At 51.7% G+C, this 16,870-nt stretch carries 23 protein-coding genes and 3 tRNA genes; 20 read left to right on the forward strand and 6 right to left on the reverse strand.

Going from position 1 to position 16,870, the window contains the following annotated elements:
* Positions 1-32 precede the first annotated feature (32 nt).
* The 4 genes from pgsA (at position 33) to OGX67_RS25870 (ending at position 1,032) form a co-directional block, all read left to right on the forward strand.
* Entirely contained in the window at positions 33-581 is a 549-nt protein-coding gene (pgsA, locus tag OGX67_RS25855; RefSeq protein ID WP_003030490.1) for a CDP-diacylglycerol--glycerol-3-phosphate 3-phosphatidyltransferase, read from the forward strand.
* Between the two features lie 151 nt (positions 582-732).
* Positions 733-808: transfer RNA gene (locus OGX67_RS25860), tRNA-Gly, on the forward strand.
* 51 nt (positions 809-859) lie between these two features.
* Positions 860-933, forward strand: a tRNA-Cys gene (locus tag OGX67_RS25865).
* A gap of 12 nt (positions 934-945) precedes the next feature.
* Positions 946-1,032, forward strand: a tRNA-Leu gene (locus OGX67_RS25870).
* Positions 1,033-1,161: 129 nt separating this feature from the next.
* On the opposite strand, the gene OGX67_RS25875 is transcribed toward OGX67_RS25870, so the two are convergent.
* The 4 genes from OGX67_RS25875 to OGX67_RS25890 are packed head-to-tail and all read right to left on the reverse strand — an operon-like array spanning position 1,162 to position 4,071.
* Positions 1,162-2,169 (reverse strand): phage integrase, encoded by a 1,008-nt coding sequence (locus OGX67_RS25875; RefSeq protein ID WP_286527846.1) that lies wholly within the window; start codon positions 2,167-2,169, stop codon positions 1,162-1,164.
* A complete protein-coding gene (locus tag OGX67_RS25880; RefSeq protein ID WP_286527849.1) occupies positions 2,166-3,032 on the reverse strand; it encodes a BRCT domain-containing protein in 867 nt (288 codons plus the stop codon). The genes OGX67_RS25875 and OGX67_RS25880 overlap by 4 nt, the downstream gene beginning before the upstream one ends.
* A gap of 16 nt (positions 3,033-3,048) precedes the next feature.
* A complete protein-coding gene (locus tag OGX67_RS25885; protein ID WP_286527852.1) occupies positions 3,049-3,678 on the reverse strand; it encodes a hypothetical protein in 630 nt (209 codons plus the stop codon).
* Positions 3,679-3,687: 9 nt separating this feature from the next.
* Positions 3,688-4,071: a helix-turn-helix domain-containing protein gene (locus tag OGX67_RS25890; protein WP_286527854.1), complete on the reverse strand. Its 384-nt coding sequence runs from the start codon at positions 4,069-4,071 to the stop codon at positions 3,688-3,690.
* Between the two features lie 77 nt (positions 4,072-4,148).
* Between OGX67_RS25890 and OGX67_RS25895 the strand changes: the two genes are divergently transcribed.
* The 15 genes from OGX67_RS25895 to OGX67_RS25965 all read left to right on the forward strand — a co-directional run bounded on the left by OGX67_RS25895 (position 4,149) and on the right by OGX67_RS25965 (position 12,686).
* Positions 4,149-4,361, forward strand: coding sequence for a hypothetical protein (locus tag OGX67_RS25895; protein ID WP_286527860.1), 213 nt, complete (start codon positions 4,149-4,151; stop codon positions 4,359-4,361).
* A 20-nt stretch (positions 4,362-4,381) separates the two neighbouring features.
* Positions 4,382-4,585 carry a hypothetical protein gene (locus OGX67_RS25900; RefSeq protein WP_024142410.1) on the forward strand — a complete coding sequence of 68 codons (204 nt, stop codon included), beginning with the start codon at positions 4,382-4,384 and terminating at the stop codon, positions 4,583-4,585.
* A 70-nt stretch (positions 4,586-4,655) separates the two neighbouring features.
* Entirely contained in the window at positions 4,656-4,796 is a 141-nt protein-coding gene (locus tag OGX67_RS25905; protein ID WP_233594576.1) for a DUF4761 family protein, read from the forward strand.
* Complete coding sequence (locus OGX67_RS25910; RefSeq protein ID WP_286527864.1) at positions 4,786-4,959, forward strand: hypothetical protein; 174 nt, start codon at positions 4,786-4,788, stop codon at positions 4,957-4,959. Before OGX67_RS25905 ends, OGX67_RS25910 begins: the two co-directional genes overlap by 11 nt.
* 12 nt (positions 4,960-4,971) lie before the next feature.
* A complete protein-coding gene (locus tag OGX67_RS25915) occupies positions 4,972-5,205 on the forward strand; it encodes a phage filamentation protein Fil family protein (RefSeq protein ID WP_267453754.1) in 234 nt (77 codons plus the stop codon).
* 213 nt (positions 5,206-5,418) lie between these two features.
* Positions 5,419-5,691 (forward strand): hypothetical protein, encoded by a 273-nt coding sequence (locus tag OGX67_RS25920; RefSeq protein ID WP_101743133.1) that lies wholly within the window; start codon positions 5,419-5,421, stop codon positions 5,689-5,691.
* A gap of 67 nt (positions 5,692-5,758) precedes the next feature.
* Positions 5,759-5,983, forward strand: coding sequence for a hypothetical protein (locus OGX67_RS25925; protein WP_286527874.1), 225 nt, complete (start codon positions 5,759-5,761; stop codon positions 5,981-5,983).
* Positions 5,980-6,528, forward strand: coding sequence for a 3'-5' exonuclease (locus OGX67_RS25930; protein ID WP_286527877.1), 549 nt, complete (start codon positions 5,980-5,982; stop codon positions 6,526-6,528). Before OGX67_RS25925 ends, OGX67_RS25930 begins: the two co-directional genes overlap by 4 nt.
* Before the next feature lie 10 nt (positions 6,529-6,538).
* Positions 6,539-7,492 (forward strand): DNA adenine methylase, encoded by a 954-nt coding sequence (locus OGX67_RS25935; RefSeq protein WP_286527880.1) that lies wholly within the window; start codon positions 6,539-6,541, stop codon positions 7,490-7,492.
* Complete coding sequence (locus OGX67_RS25940; RefSeq protein ID WP_286527882.1) at positions 7,492-7,761, forward strand: hypothetical protein; 270 nt, start codon at positions 7,492-7,494, stop codon at positions 7,759-7,761. Before OGX67_RS25935 ends, OGX67_RS25940 begins: the two co-directional genes overlap by 1 nt.
* A complete protein-coding gene (locus tag OGX67_RS25945; protein WP_016155221.1) occupies positions 7,761-7,934 on the forward strand; it encodes a hypothetical protein in 174 nt (57 codons plus the stop codon). The genes OGX67_RS25940 and OGX67_RS25945 overlap by 1 nt, the downstream gene beginning before the upstream one ends.
* 10 nt (positions 7,935-7,944) lie before the next feature.
* Positions 7,945-8,859: a DNA cytosine methyltransferase gene (locus OGX67_RS25950; protein ID WP_286527885.1), complete on the forward strand. Its 915-nt coding sequence runs from the start codon at positions 7,945-7,947 to the stop codon at positions 8,857-8,859.
* Positions 8,852-11,491: a replication endonuclease gene (locus tag OGX67_RS25955; protein ID WP_286527888.1), complete on the forward strand. Its 2,640-nt coding sequence runs from the start codon at positions 8,852-8,854 to the stop codon at positions 11,489-11,491. The genes OGX67_RS25950 and OGX67_RS25955 overlap by 8 nt, the downstream gene beginning before the upstream one ends.
* A 2-nt stretch (positions 11,492-11,493) precedes the next feature.
* On the forward strand, positions 11,494-11,913 hold the full coding sequence (locus OGX67_RS25960) for a DUF7415 domain-containing protein (RefSeq protein ID WP_286527892.1): 420 nt from the start codon (positions 11,494-11,496) through the stop codon (positions 11,911-11,913).
* A gap of 77 nt (positions 11,914-11,990) precedes the next feature.
* A complete protein-coding gene (locus tag OGX67_RS25965) occupies positions 11,991-12,686 on the forward strand; it encodes a DNA adenine methylase (RefSeq protein WP_171845579.1) in 696 nt (231 codons plus the stop codon).
* Between the two features lie 391 nt (positions 12,687-13,077).
* Here OGX67_RS25965 and OGX67_RS25970 read toward each other — a convergent pair whose 3' ends face one another.
* Both OGX67_RS25970 and OGX67_RS25975 read right to left on the reverse strand, forming a co-directional pair.
* Positions 13,078-14,130 (reverse strand): phage portal protein, encoded by a 1,053-nt coding sequence (locus tag OGX67_RS25970; protein WP_286527895.1) that lies wholly within the window; start codon positions 14,128-14,130, stop codon positions 13,078-13,080.
* A 2-nt stretch (positions 14,131-14,132) separates the two neighbouring features.
* Positions 14,133-15,854 (reverse strand): terminase large subunit domain-containing protein, encoded by a 1,722-nt coding sequence (locus tag OGX67_RS25975; RefSeq protein WP_008500365.1) that lies wholly within the window; start codon positions 15,852-15,854, stop codon positions 14,133-14,135.
* Between the two features lie 160 nt (positions 15,855-16,014).
* Between OGX67_RS25975 and OGX67_RS25980 the strand changes: the two genes are divergently transcribed.
* Positions 16,015-16,848, forward strand: a complete 834-nt coding sequence (locus OGX67_RS25980; protein ID WP_010835070.1) for a GPO family capsid scaffolding protein — start codon at positions 16,015-16,017, stop codon at positions 16,846-16,848.
* Positions 16,849-16,870 lie beyond the last annotated feature (22 nt).

A 16,870-nucleotide genomic window follows, 5' to 3' on the forward strand; every position in this document is an offset into this window, starting at 1 on the left:
AATTTCACTGACAACAGATAGTTATCCGTCATATGCAATTTAATATCCCTACGTTGCTCACGCTGTTTCGCGTCATCCTGATCCCATTCTTTGTATTGGCTTTTTACCTGCCATTCACCTGGGCTCCTTTTGTTTGTGCGCTGATCTTCTGTATCGCAGCGGTCACAGACTGGTTTGACGGTTTTCTGGCTCGCCGCTGGAACCAAAGCACGCGTTTTGGCGCCTTCCTCGATCCGGTCGCTGATAAAGTGCTGGTAGCTATTGCGATGGTACTGGTGACAGAGCATTACCACAGCTGGTGGGTGACGCTCCCCGCTGCAACAATGATTGCGCGTGAAATCATCATCTCTGCACTACGTGAATGGATGGCCGAACTGGGTAAACGCAGCAGCGTAGCCGTATCCTGGATTGGTAAAGTGAAAACCACTTCGCAAATGGCTGCACTGGCCTGGCTGCTGTGGCGTCCAAATATCTGGGTTGAGTATGCTGGGATCGCACTTTTCTTCGTCGCCGCGATACTGACTTTGTGGTCAATGTTCCAGTATTTGAGCGCTGCACGTGGAGATTTGCTTGATCAGTGATCGTTTCGACGCAAATTTCAGCAAACGATCGTTAGTGGTGAAAAATATCGTTGACTCATTGCGTCAGGTAAGTAGAATGCAACGCATCGAACGGCAGCACTGATTGCCAGACGATAACAAAATCAAGTGATTAACAAAGTTACTTGGTGATGCGGGAATAGCTCAGTTGGTAGAGCACGACCTTGCCAAGGTCGGGGTCGCGAGTTCGAGTCTCGTTTCCCGCTCCAAATTAGAGACATCGGCAATAGCGGATGTCGGCTGAAAAGCCAGAAGATTTCGGCGCGTTAGCAAAGCGGTTATGTAGCGGATTGCAAATCCGTCTAGTCCGGTTCGACTCCGGAACGCGCCTCCAATTTCTTCCCGAGCCCGGATGGTGGAATCGGTAGACACAAGGGATTTAAAATCCCTCGGCGTTCGCGCTGTGTGGGTTCAAGTCCCACTCCGGGTACCATGGGAAAGAATAGAATAATCAAAGCAATAAGCAGTGTCGTGAAACCACCTACGGGTGGTTTTTTTGTTTTTGTCGTTTGCCAGTGGCAGCAAAATGGCAGCAGCATGGCAGCATGTTTTTCCTGTCTACCTATTTTGCTTCTTGGCGGTTATCGAATGGGTTAAGTGCTACCGCAGCATCAAGGTGGTTTGGGGCAAAGTGCGCATACCTCATTGTCATCATGATCGTGCTGTGCCCGAGAATTTGCTGTAACACCAAAATATTCCCACCTCGCATCATGAAGTGACTCGCGAATGTATGACGTAGTACATGGGTACGCTGTCCTTTTGGTAGCTCTATACCTGCGCGTGCGAGAGCTGCCTTAAAAGCCTCGTATGCAGGTGAGAAGAGGGCGCCCCGCTTTTTAGGTAGCATCGCCTGTAGTTGTTGTGAAATTGGCACTGTGCGGTTCTTCTTGCTTTTGGTCTGCGTGAACGTCAGACGACCAGGAAGGATTTGAGATTGCTTTAAGTCTTGAGCCTCGCTCCATCGTGCACCGGTCGCCAGACAAATCCGTACGATAATCCCTAAATCTTTGTTTACAGACTGGTCGCATGCTGCAAGCAATCGGTCAATTTCTTCCTCATACAGAAAAGCCAGCTCCTGATCACCTTCTTTGAACTGCCTGATTCCAGACAGCGGGTTATCTCCTTCCCATTCCCCTAGCCGCTTCATTTCCGAGAATACTGCATGCAGATAAGACTGCTCGCGGTTTACAGTCGCTTCACTCAGCTTCTTCTTGCCTTTCTGATTCCATTCACCACTCAAACGCCGTTCCCGGTATACAGCGAAAGTGTTTTTATCAAAGTGAGAAGCCAATGGATCACCAAGACGTTCGCATATGGCCAGTAATTTCACCTTTCTTTCATCACCAGATGAGAGCGTTTTGCCATGCATTTCGTACCAGCGTTCAACAAATGCCGAAAGAGTGACAGCACTGTCATTTACAGGCTGGTTTGTGGCGTTATTCATTAAACGGCGCTCATAGGAGAGCGCCTCGCCTTTGGTGGCAAATTGCTTACGTATGCGTTTCCCATCACGTCCGTATGGGAAACACTGCAACAGCCATTTGCCTGACGGAAGTTTACGAACAGTCAATTATGCACCTCGGCATCATCATCAGACCCTGCATACGCGAGTGAAATGAACATTTCCGCAGCGTTATCAAGATGTGCATAGGTTGAAGTAAATTCGATATCTCGACACCTACAGACGAAGGGACGCGTTTGGTTTTCTGGCTGGAATGATAAACTTACAACGGGAGTTTTACGTGGTTTACCATTTTTGAAAAAGTCGCAAATATCCAAACGATTGCAAAGGCCTGCATCATCTTGGTAAGTAGCAACATGCCACCCCATACCATGAAGTGTATCGGCAAATGCTAAATGTACTTCTTCGATATTTTTATATAAGCCAACGGAGTATTGCTTTTTCTTACTCTTCTTACGTTCGCTTGGCAGGGATGGGAGCCTTTCTACACCAGGTATTTCAATTTTTTCCAAGCTGAAAGTTTTTACCGGATGAGTAGGAGATGATAGGTCTGCTGCCCGTAGCGTAAAGTTATCAAGCAATGTCAGGGGAAGGATATCTCTTGCAACTCCTGATCGTTCACCTCCGTGATAAATGATTGATAAATTATTTTTGGTATCAATTGACGACCAGATCAGGTCCAGAAGAGGGTGCTCATCATGAATTGTAAGTGTTGGTGGATTGCCCTCTTCACTTTCAGCATATTGTGCATCCGACAAAGGCGATAGGTTTAGAAATTGCTCGACCGACAGCACCTCAGAGCCTTGTTGGGATGCCTTTTTTATTTTGCTCGGACCAGCATTTTCACCGCAACAGAGATAGTTAAGATCCTTGGTTACATCATTTCTTACGACATATCCACGAGCTTTAGCAATTTCAATCAGCTCGTTTTTATCTTTTTTCCCAAAACCTGTAAAACAAATAGTCTTCATATAAAACCCCACGAAGTCAGAAAAATATTGAACCTAACAGGAAGCCAATTAAGAAAATGACAATGAATTCTTTAGGGTGAGTTCGCAGCAATGTGGTGATTTCCACTGAAGAGTGATTCTCTTTCGGGGGAGGGGGTGGAATATCTTGTGTTTGCTGGTCCAGCCACGATATACACATTTGAAGCTGGTTGCGTGTTAGGTCATTCAATCGACCAGTGCCGAAGTTAACATGGCAATAACGAATCAGCTTCTGCCTCAATTCGCTATCTTCACTATTTCGAAGGAGAAGGCTAACAAGTGCTTTACTTGCATCTTTGTCCTTAGCGCGTTCGACCATAGACTGCAAAAAGCTAATTGCAGTCTGATATTGGTTGACGGTCATTTCTTCGATACTTGAGACGCCAATTTCTGCATGCAGCTTTTGCCAGATCTCATACGCTTCTCTGCTGTAGGAATCAGAAACAATCGCTACCAGGGCATTAAGTTCTTTTCTCTGCGCCCTAACCAATGGACGCTCATCGTGAGTATCTGAGGGAATCGCGATGTTGATGGTGTGACGACCATCAAATTTATCTATTTGAACGCGGTTTTCCGTAAAGTCTCGTCCAGCTGTTCTATTCTGTTCTCCAGATGAATTCACTTCCATACTGCTTCCCTATTTATTGTTTTCGTTGTAATCCCTGCCAGCCACTCGGTTGCCACTACCAGACACATTTATTGAATCTGAAGCGGCATTGCCTGCATTTAACGCTGCTAACGCTGCTGCTTTGACCGCTAAAGGTGCTTGTCTAAATAGATTGATCAGCTCCTTCTCATCTGAAGAAAGGCTCTCGGCAGACCTTATCCCTGTAACGATGTACTGGATATCTGCACCAAATTTCGCTATCGCGGAAAGGTATGCGGAATCAGGGTTTCGCTCACCTTTTTCATAATTGAGCTGAGCTTGTTTTCTAACACCACCTATCTCGCCAAGCGCAGCCTGGCTAAGTCCCAAGCGCACGCGCTCTTCTTTGAGGCGTTCTCCTGTACTCGTTTGCATTCAATAATCCTTGACAGGTACTCGTTTGAGTACCAGAATGTAAATCACAGACACTTAGCAGATCACAATATACCACTATGACACAAGTACAAAACACACAGCGGGCACGTACGCCCAAAAACAGCGTAGCTGGCGGTTCTTTGCCACTGCGTTTGTCCCCTGAAGAACGCTCAGAGATTGAGGCCATGGCAGAGGCTGAGTGTCGTTCAGCATCCAACATGGTTCGCATCGTCTTTCTGCGCGGTCTTGAATCGATGAAGTCTGAACCGCAGCCGTACTCTGGGAATTAATAACGGAAGATGAGGTAGAAATGACGGGCGTGACCATCAATATGAATGTTGCTGCTCCTTATGTATCTCTCAAGGAGTATTCCAGACTAACCGGCATTCCATTCGACACATGCAGGTTAATGGTTCGCGACGGAAGGATAATTATCAGGCCTAAAGAGCTATCAGGGGGCAAGGTGGAAGTAAACATGATAGCCATGCTCAAGGATGCCATTGCAAACAGTTGACAGGAAAATCATGAATCAGCTAATCCAACTGAGTCGACACAATTATGTGTATCGGGGATTCACTATCCACATGTGTCCTAAAAACTCCAGAACAATGCAGCGCGCATATAGCGTGATGAATGATGGGAATTATTTTGGCAGAGACTTTGAATTAGCAGAGGCAATGCGAACCATTGATAAACTAAAAAATGGTGGGAGAAATGAAACTTGAAATGGCTATCGGGCTTTTTATTTTTGCTGTGTTTGTTTTGAGCCTGATTCAGATCCTGATAAGAGTGCACTGTAAAAAAATAAAGCAGAAAAAAGATAAAGCATTATCTGAATTTAGAGCGCGACGTGAAGAAGTGGAGCGCAAGGCGCGCAGACAATTGTAATAGGGGCATTTTATGAACGATAACACGCCGTCACTTGCCAGCCTGTTAAAGCATGGTTGTCAGGTTACGCATTACAGTAACACTCGCGGATGGATTGAAACTCCTGATGGGCGTTTCTTTAAGCCAGAACCTAATAAGGTTCGTTTTATTAAAGAAATGAATAAACCGTTTGTTTATACGGAGAAAATAAATAAGGGTTTATTAAGTGCTGTAATCCATCTTTTTAAAAAGTGTGGGTGCAAATGAGTCTGATCGGCGCGCACCAGCTTTCGCAAGCTACCCAGCAAGCAATGCGGAAAGCTAGAAGACTTAGAGTAGCAAAGGCGGAACTTGCACTATTAAGGATTCAATCGCTTCTTGGCCTGAGTGATAACGAGCTGGTGTATGCCGCTAAAAGAGTGGCAGAACTGGATGTAGTTGCTGAACCATGTATGCCACCAAACAAACCATGAGGTTTATATGTTTACAGAAGAGAAAACATCGTGGGAACGGGAAATGCTGATTCGCGAAGCGGTAGAAAACGCGGAGAAAGGATTTACTGTTAATTTAAAAAATGGTGCGCGCATTGTTGTAACTCCGGACAGCCCATCTATCGATTTAATTATTTATGGACTGGAAAAAACTATTCGCGGGAACCATGAACGTGCGCGAATGACATTTATAGATTTCTTGTATTACTGGCACGAAAGGATTTTTAAACAGGTTAAGCGTAAACCCCGCCCCAACCATTAATTAACCAGCATAAAAATAACAGCATTCGTTTTGCCGGGTATTCGTTTTGCCTTTTTCAGGAGGTCACATGTCGGTTAAGTCAATAAAGCTGGAGAGCGGAATAAGTGATCCAGAGTTTATGGAAATAAGCACCAACACACGAAAACACGAACGCGCTCACCTGCTGGGTCTGCTGCGTATTTTCGTTAGCCAGCTGAAAAAGGAAAGCCTCCCCCCGGAAGAGATTTATTCATCAGTCGAGCGGTGGATCAGCAACCGCGAATTAATCATTAATGAGGATAAAAGCTTATGAACAACATCATGTTAGATATTCGCGCGCTGGGTATATCTCCAGATTCTCCGGTGTTCGCTATTGAGTGCGTTTTTTTCGAACCATCAACGGGGAAGATTGGTCCGCAATATTACCGTGCAATTGATATCAGAACCGTGGGCGGTATTTACCCGGAAGCAGTTTTACAGCTTATGAAGGGGGATGCCGAGCAACGTGCTGAGGTAATCAATGCTACCTGTAGCGAGATTGATGCTGTCAGTGGTGTCTGTCGTTTTATCAAAGGAAATGCTTCAAAACACGAAAAACTCATTTGCTGGTCAGTCGGAGACTCAGCAGCTATCGCCACACTTGCGTGTGCTCTTTCCCGCCATGGTCTTGCCCCATTGTTACCATATTTTGACATTCGTTACCTCTCGACTCTGATTCATATCGCTGGCGTTACCGGGTATGTCCCGCATCCGCGCCGTTCTACAGCGACTTACATGCTGACAGATGCTGTTTATCGCGCTGAGCAGGTTTGCGAGATCTGGCAACGCCTGACCTCCCCACACCTCGAATCGTTGTGAGGGCAAGATAATGATCAGATCACCAATCAAATGGGCGGGCGGTAAAGCTCGCGTTATGCCGCAGCTGCTGAAGCATTTGCCGAAAGCTGATTACCTGATAGAACCATTCGTTGGCAGCGGCACTGTGTTTCTGAACACGGATTATCGCCGATATATTCTTTGCGACAGCAATCGCGCGCTGATCAATTTCTTCCGTGTGGTCACGACTGACACCGAACGCCTGATCAACATCACGAGTTCGATGTTTCATGGTGATAACACCGAAGATCGTTACTACGCACGAAGGACGCTTTTTAACTCCATGCAGTGGAGTGATACCTCCAGGCCTGATCAGGCTTTGCTGTATGCCGCATTATTTCTGTATCTGAACCGCCATGGATTTAACGGGCTGTATCGTACTAATCTGAGGGGGGAATTTAACGTTCCATTCGGTAAATATGCCGCGCCTTACTTTCCTGAAAAGGAAATGCGCTTATTCGCCGAAAAGGCCAGCGACACAAAAGCAGTCTTTGTCCATAGTGATTTCCGCCAATCTATCCCTGACGTTATGCAACTCGCGCATGACGCGGTGATTTATTGTGACCCGCCCTACATCCCTGCGAGCGACACCGCCAATTTCACCGCCTACGGCAAACCATTTACCCTGGATGATCATCGCGCTCTGGTAGCGGCTCTTGTGGCTGTTAACCGTCAGTACGCCACCCGCTCGATCATCTCAAACAGCGACACGCCTGATACTCGCGAAATTTATTCCGCCTTCAACCTTCACTCCCTGAGCGTCCGCCGCTCTGTGAGCGCCAAAAGCCGCGATATGGCCGGTGAAGTGATTGGCGTGCTTCGCGTCTGCGATGGCTGCGGCCGTTCTGGCGGTGGTAACTGCCCGGACTGCGGGCCGGTGGTGGGTAATTCCACTTATGGCGCGATGGCTGCGGCGGGTGCATTCGACGGGGCGGAGGGATGCTGATGAGCGAGCCTGTGTGGTTAGCAGTAGATCCCGCCGATGAATCAGGGGATTGCACCATAGTGACAGCACTGGTTTACCGCATAACTGGAAGCCAGCAGTACCACACCTTCACCCTGATTGATTTTAGGGCATTCATCCTTGATGCAGATGTGCCGCTATCTAGGTCATGCGTATCCGGCATTGGAAGCGATGACCAGGGAATAAGGAAGGGTGGACTTGTGCGGCTACAGCTTGTTTCCGAGGCACCTGACGAGGAGTTGCCATTCTGATGAACACAGTTGATGCAGTGATCACTCGCGTGCTCGACGTTCGCCCATACCGCCATTTCTGGATCGTTGAGGTGGAGGTGTTGAGCTGGGGCAGGTACAGCAGCACGACCATTATTCGTGATACCGAAAAAGACGCCAGGCAGGTTAAGCCCGGCGACACCGTGACGGTGTAGGTGGTGCGCGATGACGGCTTATTACAACGAAATCGACCCTCATGCAGCGCAGCATCTGCGCAACTTAATCGACGCCGGTCATATAGCGCCTGGTGTTGTTGATACACGCTCAATTGAGGATGTAACCCCGAATGATCTCAAAGGTTTCAGACAATGCCATTTCTTCGCCGGAATTGGCGGATGGTCACTCGCATTGCGTCGCTCAGGATGGCCCGACAGTCGCCCAGCATGGACAGCATCATGTCCCTGCCAGCCTTTCAGCGAGGCAGGCAAAGGGCTTGGGTTTGCTGACGAGCGGCACTTATGGCCCTCCGCACACTGGCTTATCGGCCAGCGCCGCCCTGTCGTGGTATTTGGCGAGCAATCTGGAAGCGCTTACGCGAGCGACTGGATCGACCTTGTTCAAGCTGACGTGGAAGCCCTGGGCTATGCCTTCGGGGCGGTTGCGTTTCCGTCTGCGAGCGTCGGCGCGCCGCACCGGCGAGACAGAGCTTATTGGGTGGCCGACGCCGATTGCCAGCAATGGGGGAGGCGCGGGGAATTTCAACCGACAGGGGGGGGTAAACCTTCAGACAGCTGCGTTATTAGCGGGCTGGCCGACGCCGACGCCGACCACGAGCAACGACCGCTCGCCATGTCCGCAAGAGGCTATGCGGACGTATCGCGACAATGGAACAAAGATTCAGAAGCGGCTTCAGGATGTCGCGGCGTTATGCGGCCCGGCCCGGTTAACGGTTTCTGGCGAGATGCTGACTGGCTCAGCTGCCGGGATGGAAAGTGGAGGCCAGTTGTCCCCGGATCATTCCCGTTGGCTAATGGGGTTCCCGCCAGAGTGGGAAGACTGCGCACCTACGGAAACGCCATCAACATCGAAGCGGCGGCGGCATTCATAAGTGCTTATATGGCGACGGTGAGTTATGTCTGATCTCGCCGCGTTAGCATGGGAATGGAATACCAAACGGCAGGCCATCAACCCTCATAAAACCGAAAGCTCAGCCATTGAGTATCTGACACCGAAAGGCGAGCGCAGGGCGCTCGCTTATGGTGATCTGGTTGATACGGTCTACCGCGCACCATTGCGCCCGCGCGAGGGCGATGCGCGTGAGGCATTTGATCGAAATGGCCGCGCTAACTACCTCCGCCGCCGGGTGCAAACGCTCCCGGCGTTTATCCGTAAGCGCTTCTCGCAGCACCTTGAAAACCTCGAACGCAGCAAACCAAAAGACGTCGTGCGTTGGCTGTTCGGTACGTTTGAGCGGCATGTCCTACGCCGTGTTGATGCGGTTAACGCGCAATACCTCCCACAAAGTACGCTCCCGGCGCTTCTTCTTCCGCTGCGTGATGAATTTCACCTGCTGCCGTGGGCGGACAAAAAACGCCTGAAAAGACTGGCGTATAAGCTTGCGAACCTGATGAAAAGCGAGTTTATGCGCGAGTTTGATTTTCAGTATGAGCAAACATCCGATCTCGAGTTTTCGTCGATTTACGCGTACGGGGCTGTAGCGAGCAAAGCGGCGACGCTCAATATCGCGATCCCAGGGTGGGCGCGTTATTGCGACGAAGAACTGGACGCCGACGAGGCGCTGCGTGCCGCTGGCAGACTTCATTCCGAAAAATGGTGGCTTAACAAAATCCGCCGCATCCATGACTGCTGGCGCGAACATCTAATGATCGCGACCGGCTACGTCAGCAAAGTGGCTTCACCGTATTGCTCTGATCCCTGCTTCAGGGAATGGGTGGCGCAGAAAAAAGCGAACTTCGAATTCCTTCAGGCGATGGAACTGGAAGACCAGGACACCGGCGAGCGCAGCTCATTACTGGATAAGGTGATGGGTAGTGTTTCCAACCCGAAGATCGCGCGGCATGAGCTGATGGTGCGCATGCGCGGGTTTGAGGATATGGCGAATGAAATGGGGCTGGTTGGCATGTTCTACACGCTGACAGCGCCGTCGCGTTACCACTCAACGCATGTCCAGTCAGGCAGACGAAACGATAAGTACCAGCACGCCAGCCCGCGTCAGACGCAAAAATACCTTTGCAAAGTCTGGGCGCGCGTCAGAGCCAAATGGAGTCGCGAAGGTATCCGCACGTTTGGTTTTCGTGTTGCAGAGCCACACCATGATGGAACCCCTCACTGGCACCTGTTGCTCTTCCTCCGTCCTGAGGAAGTGGAGTATGCAACAGCCATTTTCCGTAAGCATGCCATGAGAGAAGACGGGCAGGAGCCGGGGGCACAGGAGCACCGCTTTACCGTTAAGCCAATCGACGAGCAATTTGGCTCGGCGACGGGCTACATCGCCAAATACATTTCCAAAAATATCGACGGCTACGGCATGGATGGTGAGCTTGATCTTGAGTCAGGCCAGCCAGTCAGGGATATGGCAAAGCGCGTGCGTGCCTGGGCTTCACGCTGGAATATCCGCCAGTTTCAGCAGATTGGCGGCGCACCGGTGACCACCTGGCGGGAGCTGCGCCGGTTAGGTGACCGCGAGCTGGTATTGCATCCGGAGCTGGAGGCGGCACGCGCCGCAGCCGATGCGCCAGACTGGCCGGGATATACCAACGCTCAGGGCGGGCCATTTGTCGCGCGCGATTGCCTACGCGTTCGGCTTAACTATGAATTCACCGAAAACGGCAATGATTATGGTGACACGGTCGCCAAAATTACTGGCGTTTATTGCCCTTATACGGGCAGCGAATCAGTCATTTTCACCCGCACCACCGATTACAAGATTGTGCCGAAGCGTAAGCCGTCGCCGGTCGAGATTTTGACCTTAGAAGGCCGCGCAGCGGCCCCTCGGAGTTCTGTCAATAACTGTACGGGCCGCTCCGGAACGGGCGAAAAACCACCGTTAAAAGTGGCGGTGCCAGCTGGTACCACACCGTCAAAACCGGCGATGCATGACGGTATTGATCACCCGGACAGTCAAATGACAGAACTTCCGCTGAATATCGAAGACTTGCGCCGATATTCACGTCAGCAGCGGCAGGAAATCACCAGCAGACTGAAAAACTTTGGCCGCGAAAGCTCAGATCAAGCCTTCGAGCGTACCGCGCGCGGCTTGCGCACGTCTGTTGATGATGAAACTGCGTTGACGTGGGGGCCAAAAGTGGCTGCTGCGAAAGATATGAGCCTGACACCGGAAGAGGCAGAACAGCGTTGGCGCGAACAGCTGCGGGCCGAAGCCGAGCGGCGCGCGAATAACTACGCCGCAGCTGTTGCGGAATACCAGAAGAAAAAAGCCGGAGCCGCACTGCAACAAGCGCAACAAAAAGAAGCATCACAAAAGAACAGCATCCCAGAAGAGCTGATCAACAGTATCGGCGCGCAGCTGCGTAGCTGTCGGATATTCGTCAGTGATGACGTTGTTCGGTCAATCGCCGCCGGTGCCAGCGTTCGCCACGGCGGAGGGATGCTGGCGGCTGATGGTGGCCGGTTACGTGAAGTAAGGGCATGGCGCGCAGGTGAGAAAGATAAATCAACTTCTGAATATGTGGCGGTGTGTGACCTCGTCACGCGCTGGAAGAAGGCAGTTAAACGGAAAAATGAGAGGTAAAAATGAAGCACTCAGACACCAGAAAAACGAAGACAGCAAACAGGGCGCAGAGAAGGAAAAACAAGAGCAAGGGCAGAGCGAAAACCATCGTTTACAAGTCCAGACAGGTGGGCCCGTCTTATTGGCAAGGCACTGAAGGGAAGATACCAGCGCTAGTGATGCCAGCTATCCCAGCAGGGCGTGAAAAAATCTGCGGCTGCGACTGGTTGGACTGGAATGAGCTGTCAGCGCTAGGTCTTATTGTCCGCATTAACACTGAAATCCTTCATCCGCTTGGACTGGCAATTTTCCGTGATCCGGCTTCCGGCATCTCAGCGGGCGCCATGATTGCGCCAGATGGAAAATGGGATTATGCGCCCGATGTTATTGATGGGCTGCGGGTAAGACTCTCCGATCAATCCGTTAACCACGGTCGCTTTTGACCGTGCTGGCCATTCTATCGAGCACCGCCATTTTTGGCGGTGCTGCAGGTTTTATTTTTTTGGAGAGCGAGAAGGCTATGAGTTATCTGGGAAGTAAAGCGGCGAGTGGGGTTTATCAAAAGATTATTGCTGAAATGCCACCGCATGATACCTACATTGAAACGCATCTGGGCAGTGGTGCGGTAATGTTTTACAAGCCACTCGCAGCCAGGACGATTGGAATTGATGTCGATGAAAGTGCGTTTAAATTAACCCGAAATCGCTGGTCAGAGATGGGAGAAACTCCGCCTTTGTTGCACCTGTATCACGGTGATGCAGTAGGGTTTCTGGAAAGAGAAGACTTTACTCGACATGGCCGCGTGCTGGTCTATTCCGATCCTCCCTATCTGCCAGAAACGCGTACCAGCCGCGCCCGGTACCGTCATGAATATACCGTTGCCGATCATGAGCGTCTGTTAGCCTGCCTGATGAGTCTGCCGGAGAACGTTAGCGTGATCATTTCTGGCTATCCGTCGCAGCTTTATGACGAAACGTTAGTGGGCTGGCGCAGCAAAGAATTTCAGGCAATGACGCGCGGCGGGGTGAGGACGGAGAAAATCTGGATGAACTACCAGGAGGGGCGCGCTTATTCGCATACTTTTGCAGGCAAAAATTACAATGATCGCTATAGAATCAAGCGAAAAGCGCAGCGCTGGAAGGAAAAATTTGCAGCGTTACCGCCTGCGGAGCGCCTGGCGATCATGGTGGCGCTCGGCGAGGTTGATCAGGTGTAAAAATAGGGCCGCGCGGATGCAAAAAGATGCACAAATTTGCACAATTTTTGAAACAACGTTTTTTCCATGCCGCCCCAGCGCTGGCGGGGCCTGGGCGGGCTGCACAAAGTGCACAAAAAGGGGTCGGTTTAGCGCGCAGGCGAGGCGGGGGAGCAAGCGCGCGCAAAGGGGGGCAGGCAGGGGGTCATATCCTTCGCCATTCGCCGCCTGCCGGGCGCTCATGTTGATGGTTGAGCGAAGCGGCAACGCGAGAGAAGTCGCGCCAGAGGGCCGCTGGCTGCGTCTGGTAGGGAGTGTGATTTATTTGTGTTTCGTGAGTGGCCGATATGGCCGGAAATGATGGTGCTGCGGGTGGTACCGCACCGCCAGAAATGACGATGCGGCCAGTAGATCACTTCGTGGGTTCAAGCAATGCGTAAGGGTTGAAGCGAATCACCTCCTCACCCAGCCAGTCGTTAACATGCTTCATGGCTTCCATGCAGGGTGTCAGCTCGTTGACGGCGAACACTCGGGCCGCTTTCTCAATATCACCGAATGAACCGTTCCCTTCCGGAATGGCGCCCATCAGTTGCGGCGGTACCCGGTGCGCTGCCAGCATGTCATCGCGGGTGGAAGACTTCACCCCCACAAACTCATCCTTAGCTGATATCTGGCTGAATGGCAGTATTTGCACGGAGTCTTTGCCGCCGTTAGGTGCGTGCAGAAGGATGTTCTTAAACGCACCACCGCGCCGGGTATCCGTCAGAGTCTTTTTGAGCTTATCAAGGCTCTCCTGGTCGGCCATCGCGCTGTTAACGTAGACGATGCAGCCAGCGTGTGAGCCGTTGTCGTAGTAGAGCTTTCTGAACTTGTCAGCAGAATGGGCCAGGTTTGCAGACAGCAGGCCAGCGAAATACTCAGGCATGCCGTATATTTCCTGGTGAATATCCGGGCTGAGAACGTGGCATACCGAGCCCGTTGAAAACATGTGATCCTGTAGCCCGGCCTGAATAAACCAGTAAGTGTCCAGGTCAGAACCACGGCGTGTGTATTTCGCCAGCGAGTGACGAAAGCCAAAGGAACCACCAAGCCGGTTTTTTCGCATCTCAAGATAGCCATTCCCGAAGACAAACCAGTCCAGCGCGAAGGCGGAGAACACCTGGCGGGAAAGAAGTTTGTGCGGGATAAAGCATCCTGCAAGGACATTGCGCTTGAAATAAAGCGCCGACTGGTGCCAGCTCGCATAGCCAAACTGACGGGCGAGGCCATACCAGTCAATGGGGGTTTCATAGTATCGCCCGTTATCTGCGCAATACATGTTATCAAGCAGGTCGCTGGCACCACTCACCGGCCATGGGCCGTCGAAGGTGAATAAGTTCAGCTCCGGTGATGCTTTCAGTGAGGCTGCGAGATCTGCCTGCTCCCTGGCATACTTCCTGCCGCGCGTGGGTCTTTGTTTGCTCAAGGTTAATACTCCGTAACTGTCATACTGCTGCCGCCTTCTTGTCCCAGCGGTTCGTTAATGGTGGCAAGCATCGTCGCCCATGCGAGATCGCCATGACTGACGCCGCGAGAGCGGTCCGTGTCGTAAGTGACAACGCCGCCAGGGGTAACGATCTTGCGGACAGAGTTGAATGCACCAACCAGGTCAAGCTCACCACGATCAAACTCCCAGCGCCCGCCGCGAATCAGCTGTTGCATCTTCAGCACGAGCATTCGCTTGCTGGACGGTGAGAACTGGTAACAAACCGCTGCCGGGAAATGCTTTTTAACCAGCTGATAGACCGCTTCACCAATACCGGTGCCATCGATCCCGATGTGCTGCACGTTGTACCGGGTGAGCATGCCGATAATGAGATTGGCCTGCTCTTCGAACTCCATCCCTCGTATGCGTAGTGTCTCAATCGTGCGGAACTTGCCGCCGGGCACCATTGGCACAGCGTTAACGGATATGGCTCCACTGTCCCCCTTGCCGCTGGCGCCGTTCGGGTCGTAGCCAATCCAGACGGGACGATCCGCCATGGGGCGGGCCGCATATGGGCGCCAGTCGGGCCAGTCGTCATAACCATCAGCACCGCATGCCAGTAGCCTGTTATAGTCAAAGGCGCTTTCACCGCTTTTGATGAACTGGCATCCGTACAGGTTGTCGTATTCTTCCGGGCTGTTCTCTTCCCGGATTTCGTCGATATCAGTCAGATCCCATCCATGGTCGATAGCATCCTGCAACGTGACAATCTGCCTCCAGATCTTGTCCGGGCACATCAGGCCGCTGTTAAGTGTTTTCCAGGATGTATCAAACTCAATGCGCTTGCCATGGCTGCGCCCTTTGTTAAATGCTTCACCTGTCCAGAATGGATAAGCCTCATGGCTTTCGGCTGAAGGGGTGGAGAAATAGGTACGCGTAAGGCCTTTTAGCGTTGCCATGGCACCCGCGACTTTTTTCAGGTTGGCAAACTGGCCTACCCAAAAGAATTCGTCGAAATACAGGTTGCCCGTGTATGACTGAGCGGTAGCCGCTGACGTGCCAAGAAAATGCAGCTCGGCACCGTTGAACAGCTGGATCATGTCGCCGCCCTTAAGCTCCACATCAACTTCTTCGGCGGCCGAGCGAATGAAACTGCGAAACTGGTACGCCTGGCGGCGGCTTGCCGATAAAAAGATTTGGTTGCGCTGATGCTTATATTTCACATCCTCAGACAGGGCGCGCACCAGAGCTTCACGTGCGAAATACCACGTCGCGCCAACCTGACGGCTTTTCAGGATCATGCGGTTGCGCCAGTGGTGATTGTCATACCACCCTTTCTGGTGCCAGTGCAGAGAGCCGAGAATGTTCTCCCGCAGCGCGGCAATCTGCGACTCTGAGAAATAGTTTTGCTTTTTGCGGATCTTTTTCTTCGGCTGGGTGGCTGCTGTGCCGTTATCCAGCTTTTTCAGCTGACGGGTGAGCAGGTCAATCTCTTTGAAATCACCGCCGGTCTTTTTGTCTTTGCCAGTGAGCTGAATTAGCCTGGCATCAATGGATGTTGTCACGCGCTGGATCGGCGGTGTGGCGTCCCATTCATCTCGCTTTTTCCATGAGTAAACCGTGTTCTGGTTGATCCCCATCAGGCGTGCGATCTCTGCTGGCGGGTAGCCCTGCCAGTAAAGCTGTCGTGCACGCTGCATGATGAATGCTTCTTCAATCGCCATTAATCCTCCTCGCTTCCTGCCGGGGAGATTAACCCGCGCGCGCGTACCCTTGCGCTCGCTTTGGGTTGTAGTGCTCCGCTCACAACAACAACGCGTTGAGGGGGGATGCGTCCCCCTGCCATCATCTCCGGGAACTCAGAAAACAAGCGAGTAAACGAACATGGCAGGCACAGCAAAACCACGTAAGAAGTTTCGCGTGGCCGTCTCCGGAAATACCGTTGACGGGCGCGAAATTCAACCGCAGCACCTTCGCGATGCGGCAGCAAATTACAACCCTGAGGTGTATGGCGCGCGGGTCAACATTGAGCACTATCTCTCTATGTTCCCGAATAGCGATTTTGGTGCGATGGGGGATGTGGTAGCCCTCAGCACTGAAGACATCACCGAAGGTGCACTGGCGGGGCGTACCGCGCTTTATGCCGAAATCGAACCATCCGAGCGCATGGTGCAGATGACCGACAAAGGGCAAAAAGTCTATTCCAGTATTGAGCTGCATCCGCAGTTTGCCCTCAACGGTAAAGCCTATGTTGTCGGGCTGGCAATGACCGATACCCCGGCGAGCCTGGGTACTGAGCGTCTTAAATTTGCCTCACAGCAGCGTGCATCGGTGATGGCCTTCAATAACCAGCAGGGTGAGGCGCCGATGTTCACCGAAGCGCTTGAAGCAGAGGTGATCGAGCTGACCGCCCAGCGCAGCGATGAAGGAGCTAAGTGGTTTAATCGCGTGATGAGCATTATTGGCAAAGGTCAGAAAACGGACGATCAGCGCTTCAGTCAGATGCATCAGGTCGTTGAGGCCGTGGCGCAATCTCAATCCGAGCAAATTGATCGCTTCAGTGCCGCAGAACAGGAGCGCCAGGAGGACAAGGCCGCTATCCAGAAGCTGACCACTGAGCTTGCAGAGCTGCGCCAGAAGCTGGTGAGCACTGAAGCTTCCTTCAGTCAGCGACCACCTGCGAACGGCGGCGCCAACGCGCAGCTGGCTGATTACTGATATCAACTACGAGAGCAGAGAA

Origin of the sequence: Citrobacter sp. Cf118 (assembly GCF_030334095.1) — a bacterium.
GTDB classification, from domain to species: Bacteria; Pseudomonadota; Gammaproteobacteria; order Enterobacterales; family Enterobacteriaceae; genus Citrobacter; species Citrobacter freundii.

Bases quoted from the DNA above. Each gene is read 5' to 3' on its own strand.
- pgsA (WP_003030490.1), top strand. From the start codon at position 33: ATGCAATTTAATATCCCTACGTTGCTCACGCTGTTTCGCGTCATCCTG.
- OGX67_RS25910 (WP_286527864.1), top strand. From the start codon at position 4,786: ATGAAACTTGAAATGGCTATCGGGCTTTTTATTTTTGCTGTGTTTGTT.
- OGX67_RS25955 (WP_286527888.1), top strand. From the start codon at position 8,852: ATGTCTGATCTCGCCGCGTTAGCATGGGAATGGAATACCAAACGGCAG.
- OGX67_RS25940 (WP_286527882.1), top strand. From the start codon at position 7,492: ATGAGCGAGCCTGTGTGGTTAGCAGTAGATCCCGCCGATGAATCAGGG.
- OGX67_RS25935 (WP_286527880.1), top strand. From the start codon at position 6,539: ATGATCAGATCACCAATCAAATGGGCGGGCGGTAAAGCTCGCGTTATG.
- OGX67_RS25920 (WP_101743133.1), top strand. From the start codon at position 5,419: ATGTTTACAGAAGAGAAAACATCGTGGGAACGGGAAATGCTGATTCGC.
- OGX67_RS25895 (WP_286527860.1), top strand. From the start codon at position 4,149: ATGACACAAGTACAAAACACACAGCGGGCACGTACGCCCAAAAACAGC.
- OGX67_RS25915 (WP_267453754.1), top strand. From the start codon at position 4,972: ATGAACGATAACACGCCGTCACTTGCCAGCCTGTTAAAGCATGGTTGT.
- OGX67_RS25930 (WP_286527877.1), top strand. From the start codon at position 5,980: ATGAACAACATCATGTTAGATATTCGCGCGCTGGGTATATCTCCAGAT.
- OGX67_RS25885 (WP_286527852.1), bottom strand. From the start codon at position 3,678: ATGGAAGTGAATTCATCTGGAGAACAGAATAGAACAGCTGGACGAGAC.
- OGX67_RS25905 (WP_233594576.1), top strand. From the start codon at position 4,656: ATGTGTCCTAAAAACTCCAGAACAATGCAGCGCGCATATAGCGTGATG.
- OGX67_RS25980 (WP_010835070.1), top strand. From the start codon at position 16,015: ATGGCAGGCACAGCAAAACCACGTAAGAAGTTTCGCGTGGCCGTCTCC.
- OGX67_RS25900 (WP_024142410.1), top strand. From the start codon at position 4,382: ATGACGGGCGTGACCATCAATATGAATGTTGCTGCTCCTTATGTATCT.
- OGX67_RS25880 (WP_286527849.1), bottom strand. From the start codon at position 3,032: ATGAAGACTATTTGTTTTACAGGTTTTGGGAAAAAAGATAAAAACGAG.
- OGX67_RS25965 (WP_171845579.1), top strand. From the start codon at position 11,991: ATGAGTTATCTGGGAAGTAAAGCGGCGAGTGGGGTTTATCAAAAGATT.
- OGX67_RS25950 (WP_286527885.1), top strand. From the start codon at position 7,945: ATGACGGCTTATTACAACGAAATCGACCCTCATGCAGCGCAGCATCTG.
- OGX67_RS25945 (WP_016155221.1), top strand. From the start codon at position 7,761: ATGAACACAGTTGATGCAGTGATCACTCGCGTGCTCGACGTTCGCCCA.
- OGX67_RS25890 (WP_286527854.1), bottom strand. From the start codon at position 4,071: ATGCAAACGAGTACAGGAGAACGCCTCAAAGAAGAGCGCGTGCGCTTG.
- OGX67_RS25925 (WP_286527874.1), top strand. From the start codon at position 5,759: ATGTCGGTTAAGTCAATAAAGCTGGAGAGCGGAATAAGTGATCCAGAG.
- OGX67_RS25960 (WP_286527892.1), top strand. From the start codon at position 11,494: ATGAAGCACTCAGACACCAGAAAAACGAAGACAGCAAACAGGGCGCAG.
- OGX67_RS25975 (WP_008500365.1), bottom strand. From the start codon at position 15,854: ATGGCGATTGAAGAAGCATTCATCATGCAGCGTGCACGACAGCTTTAC.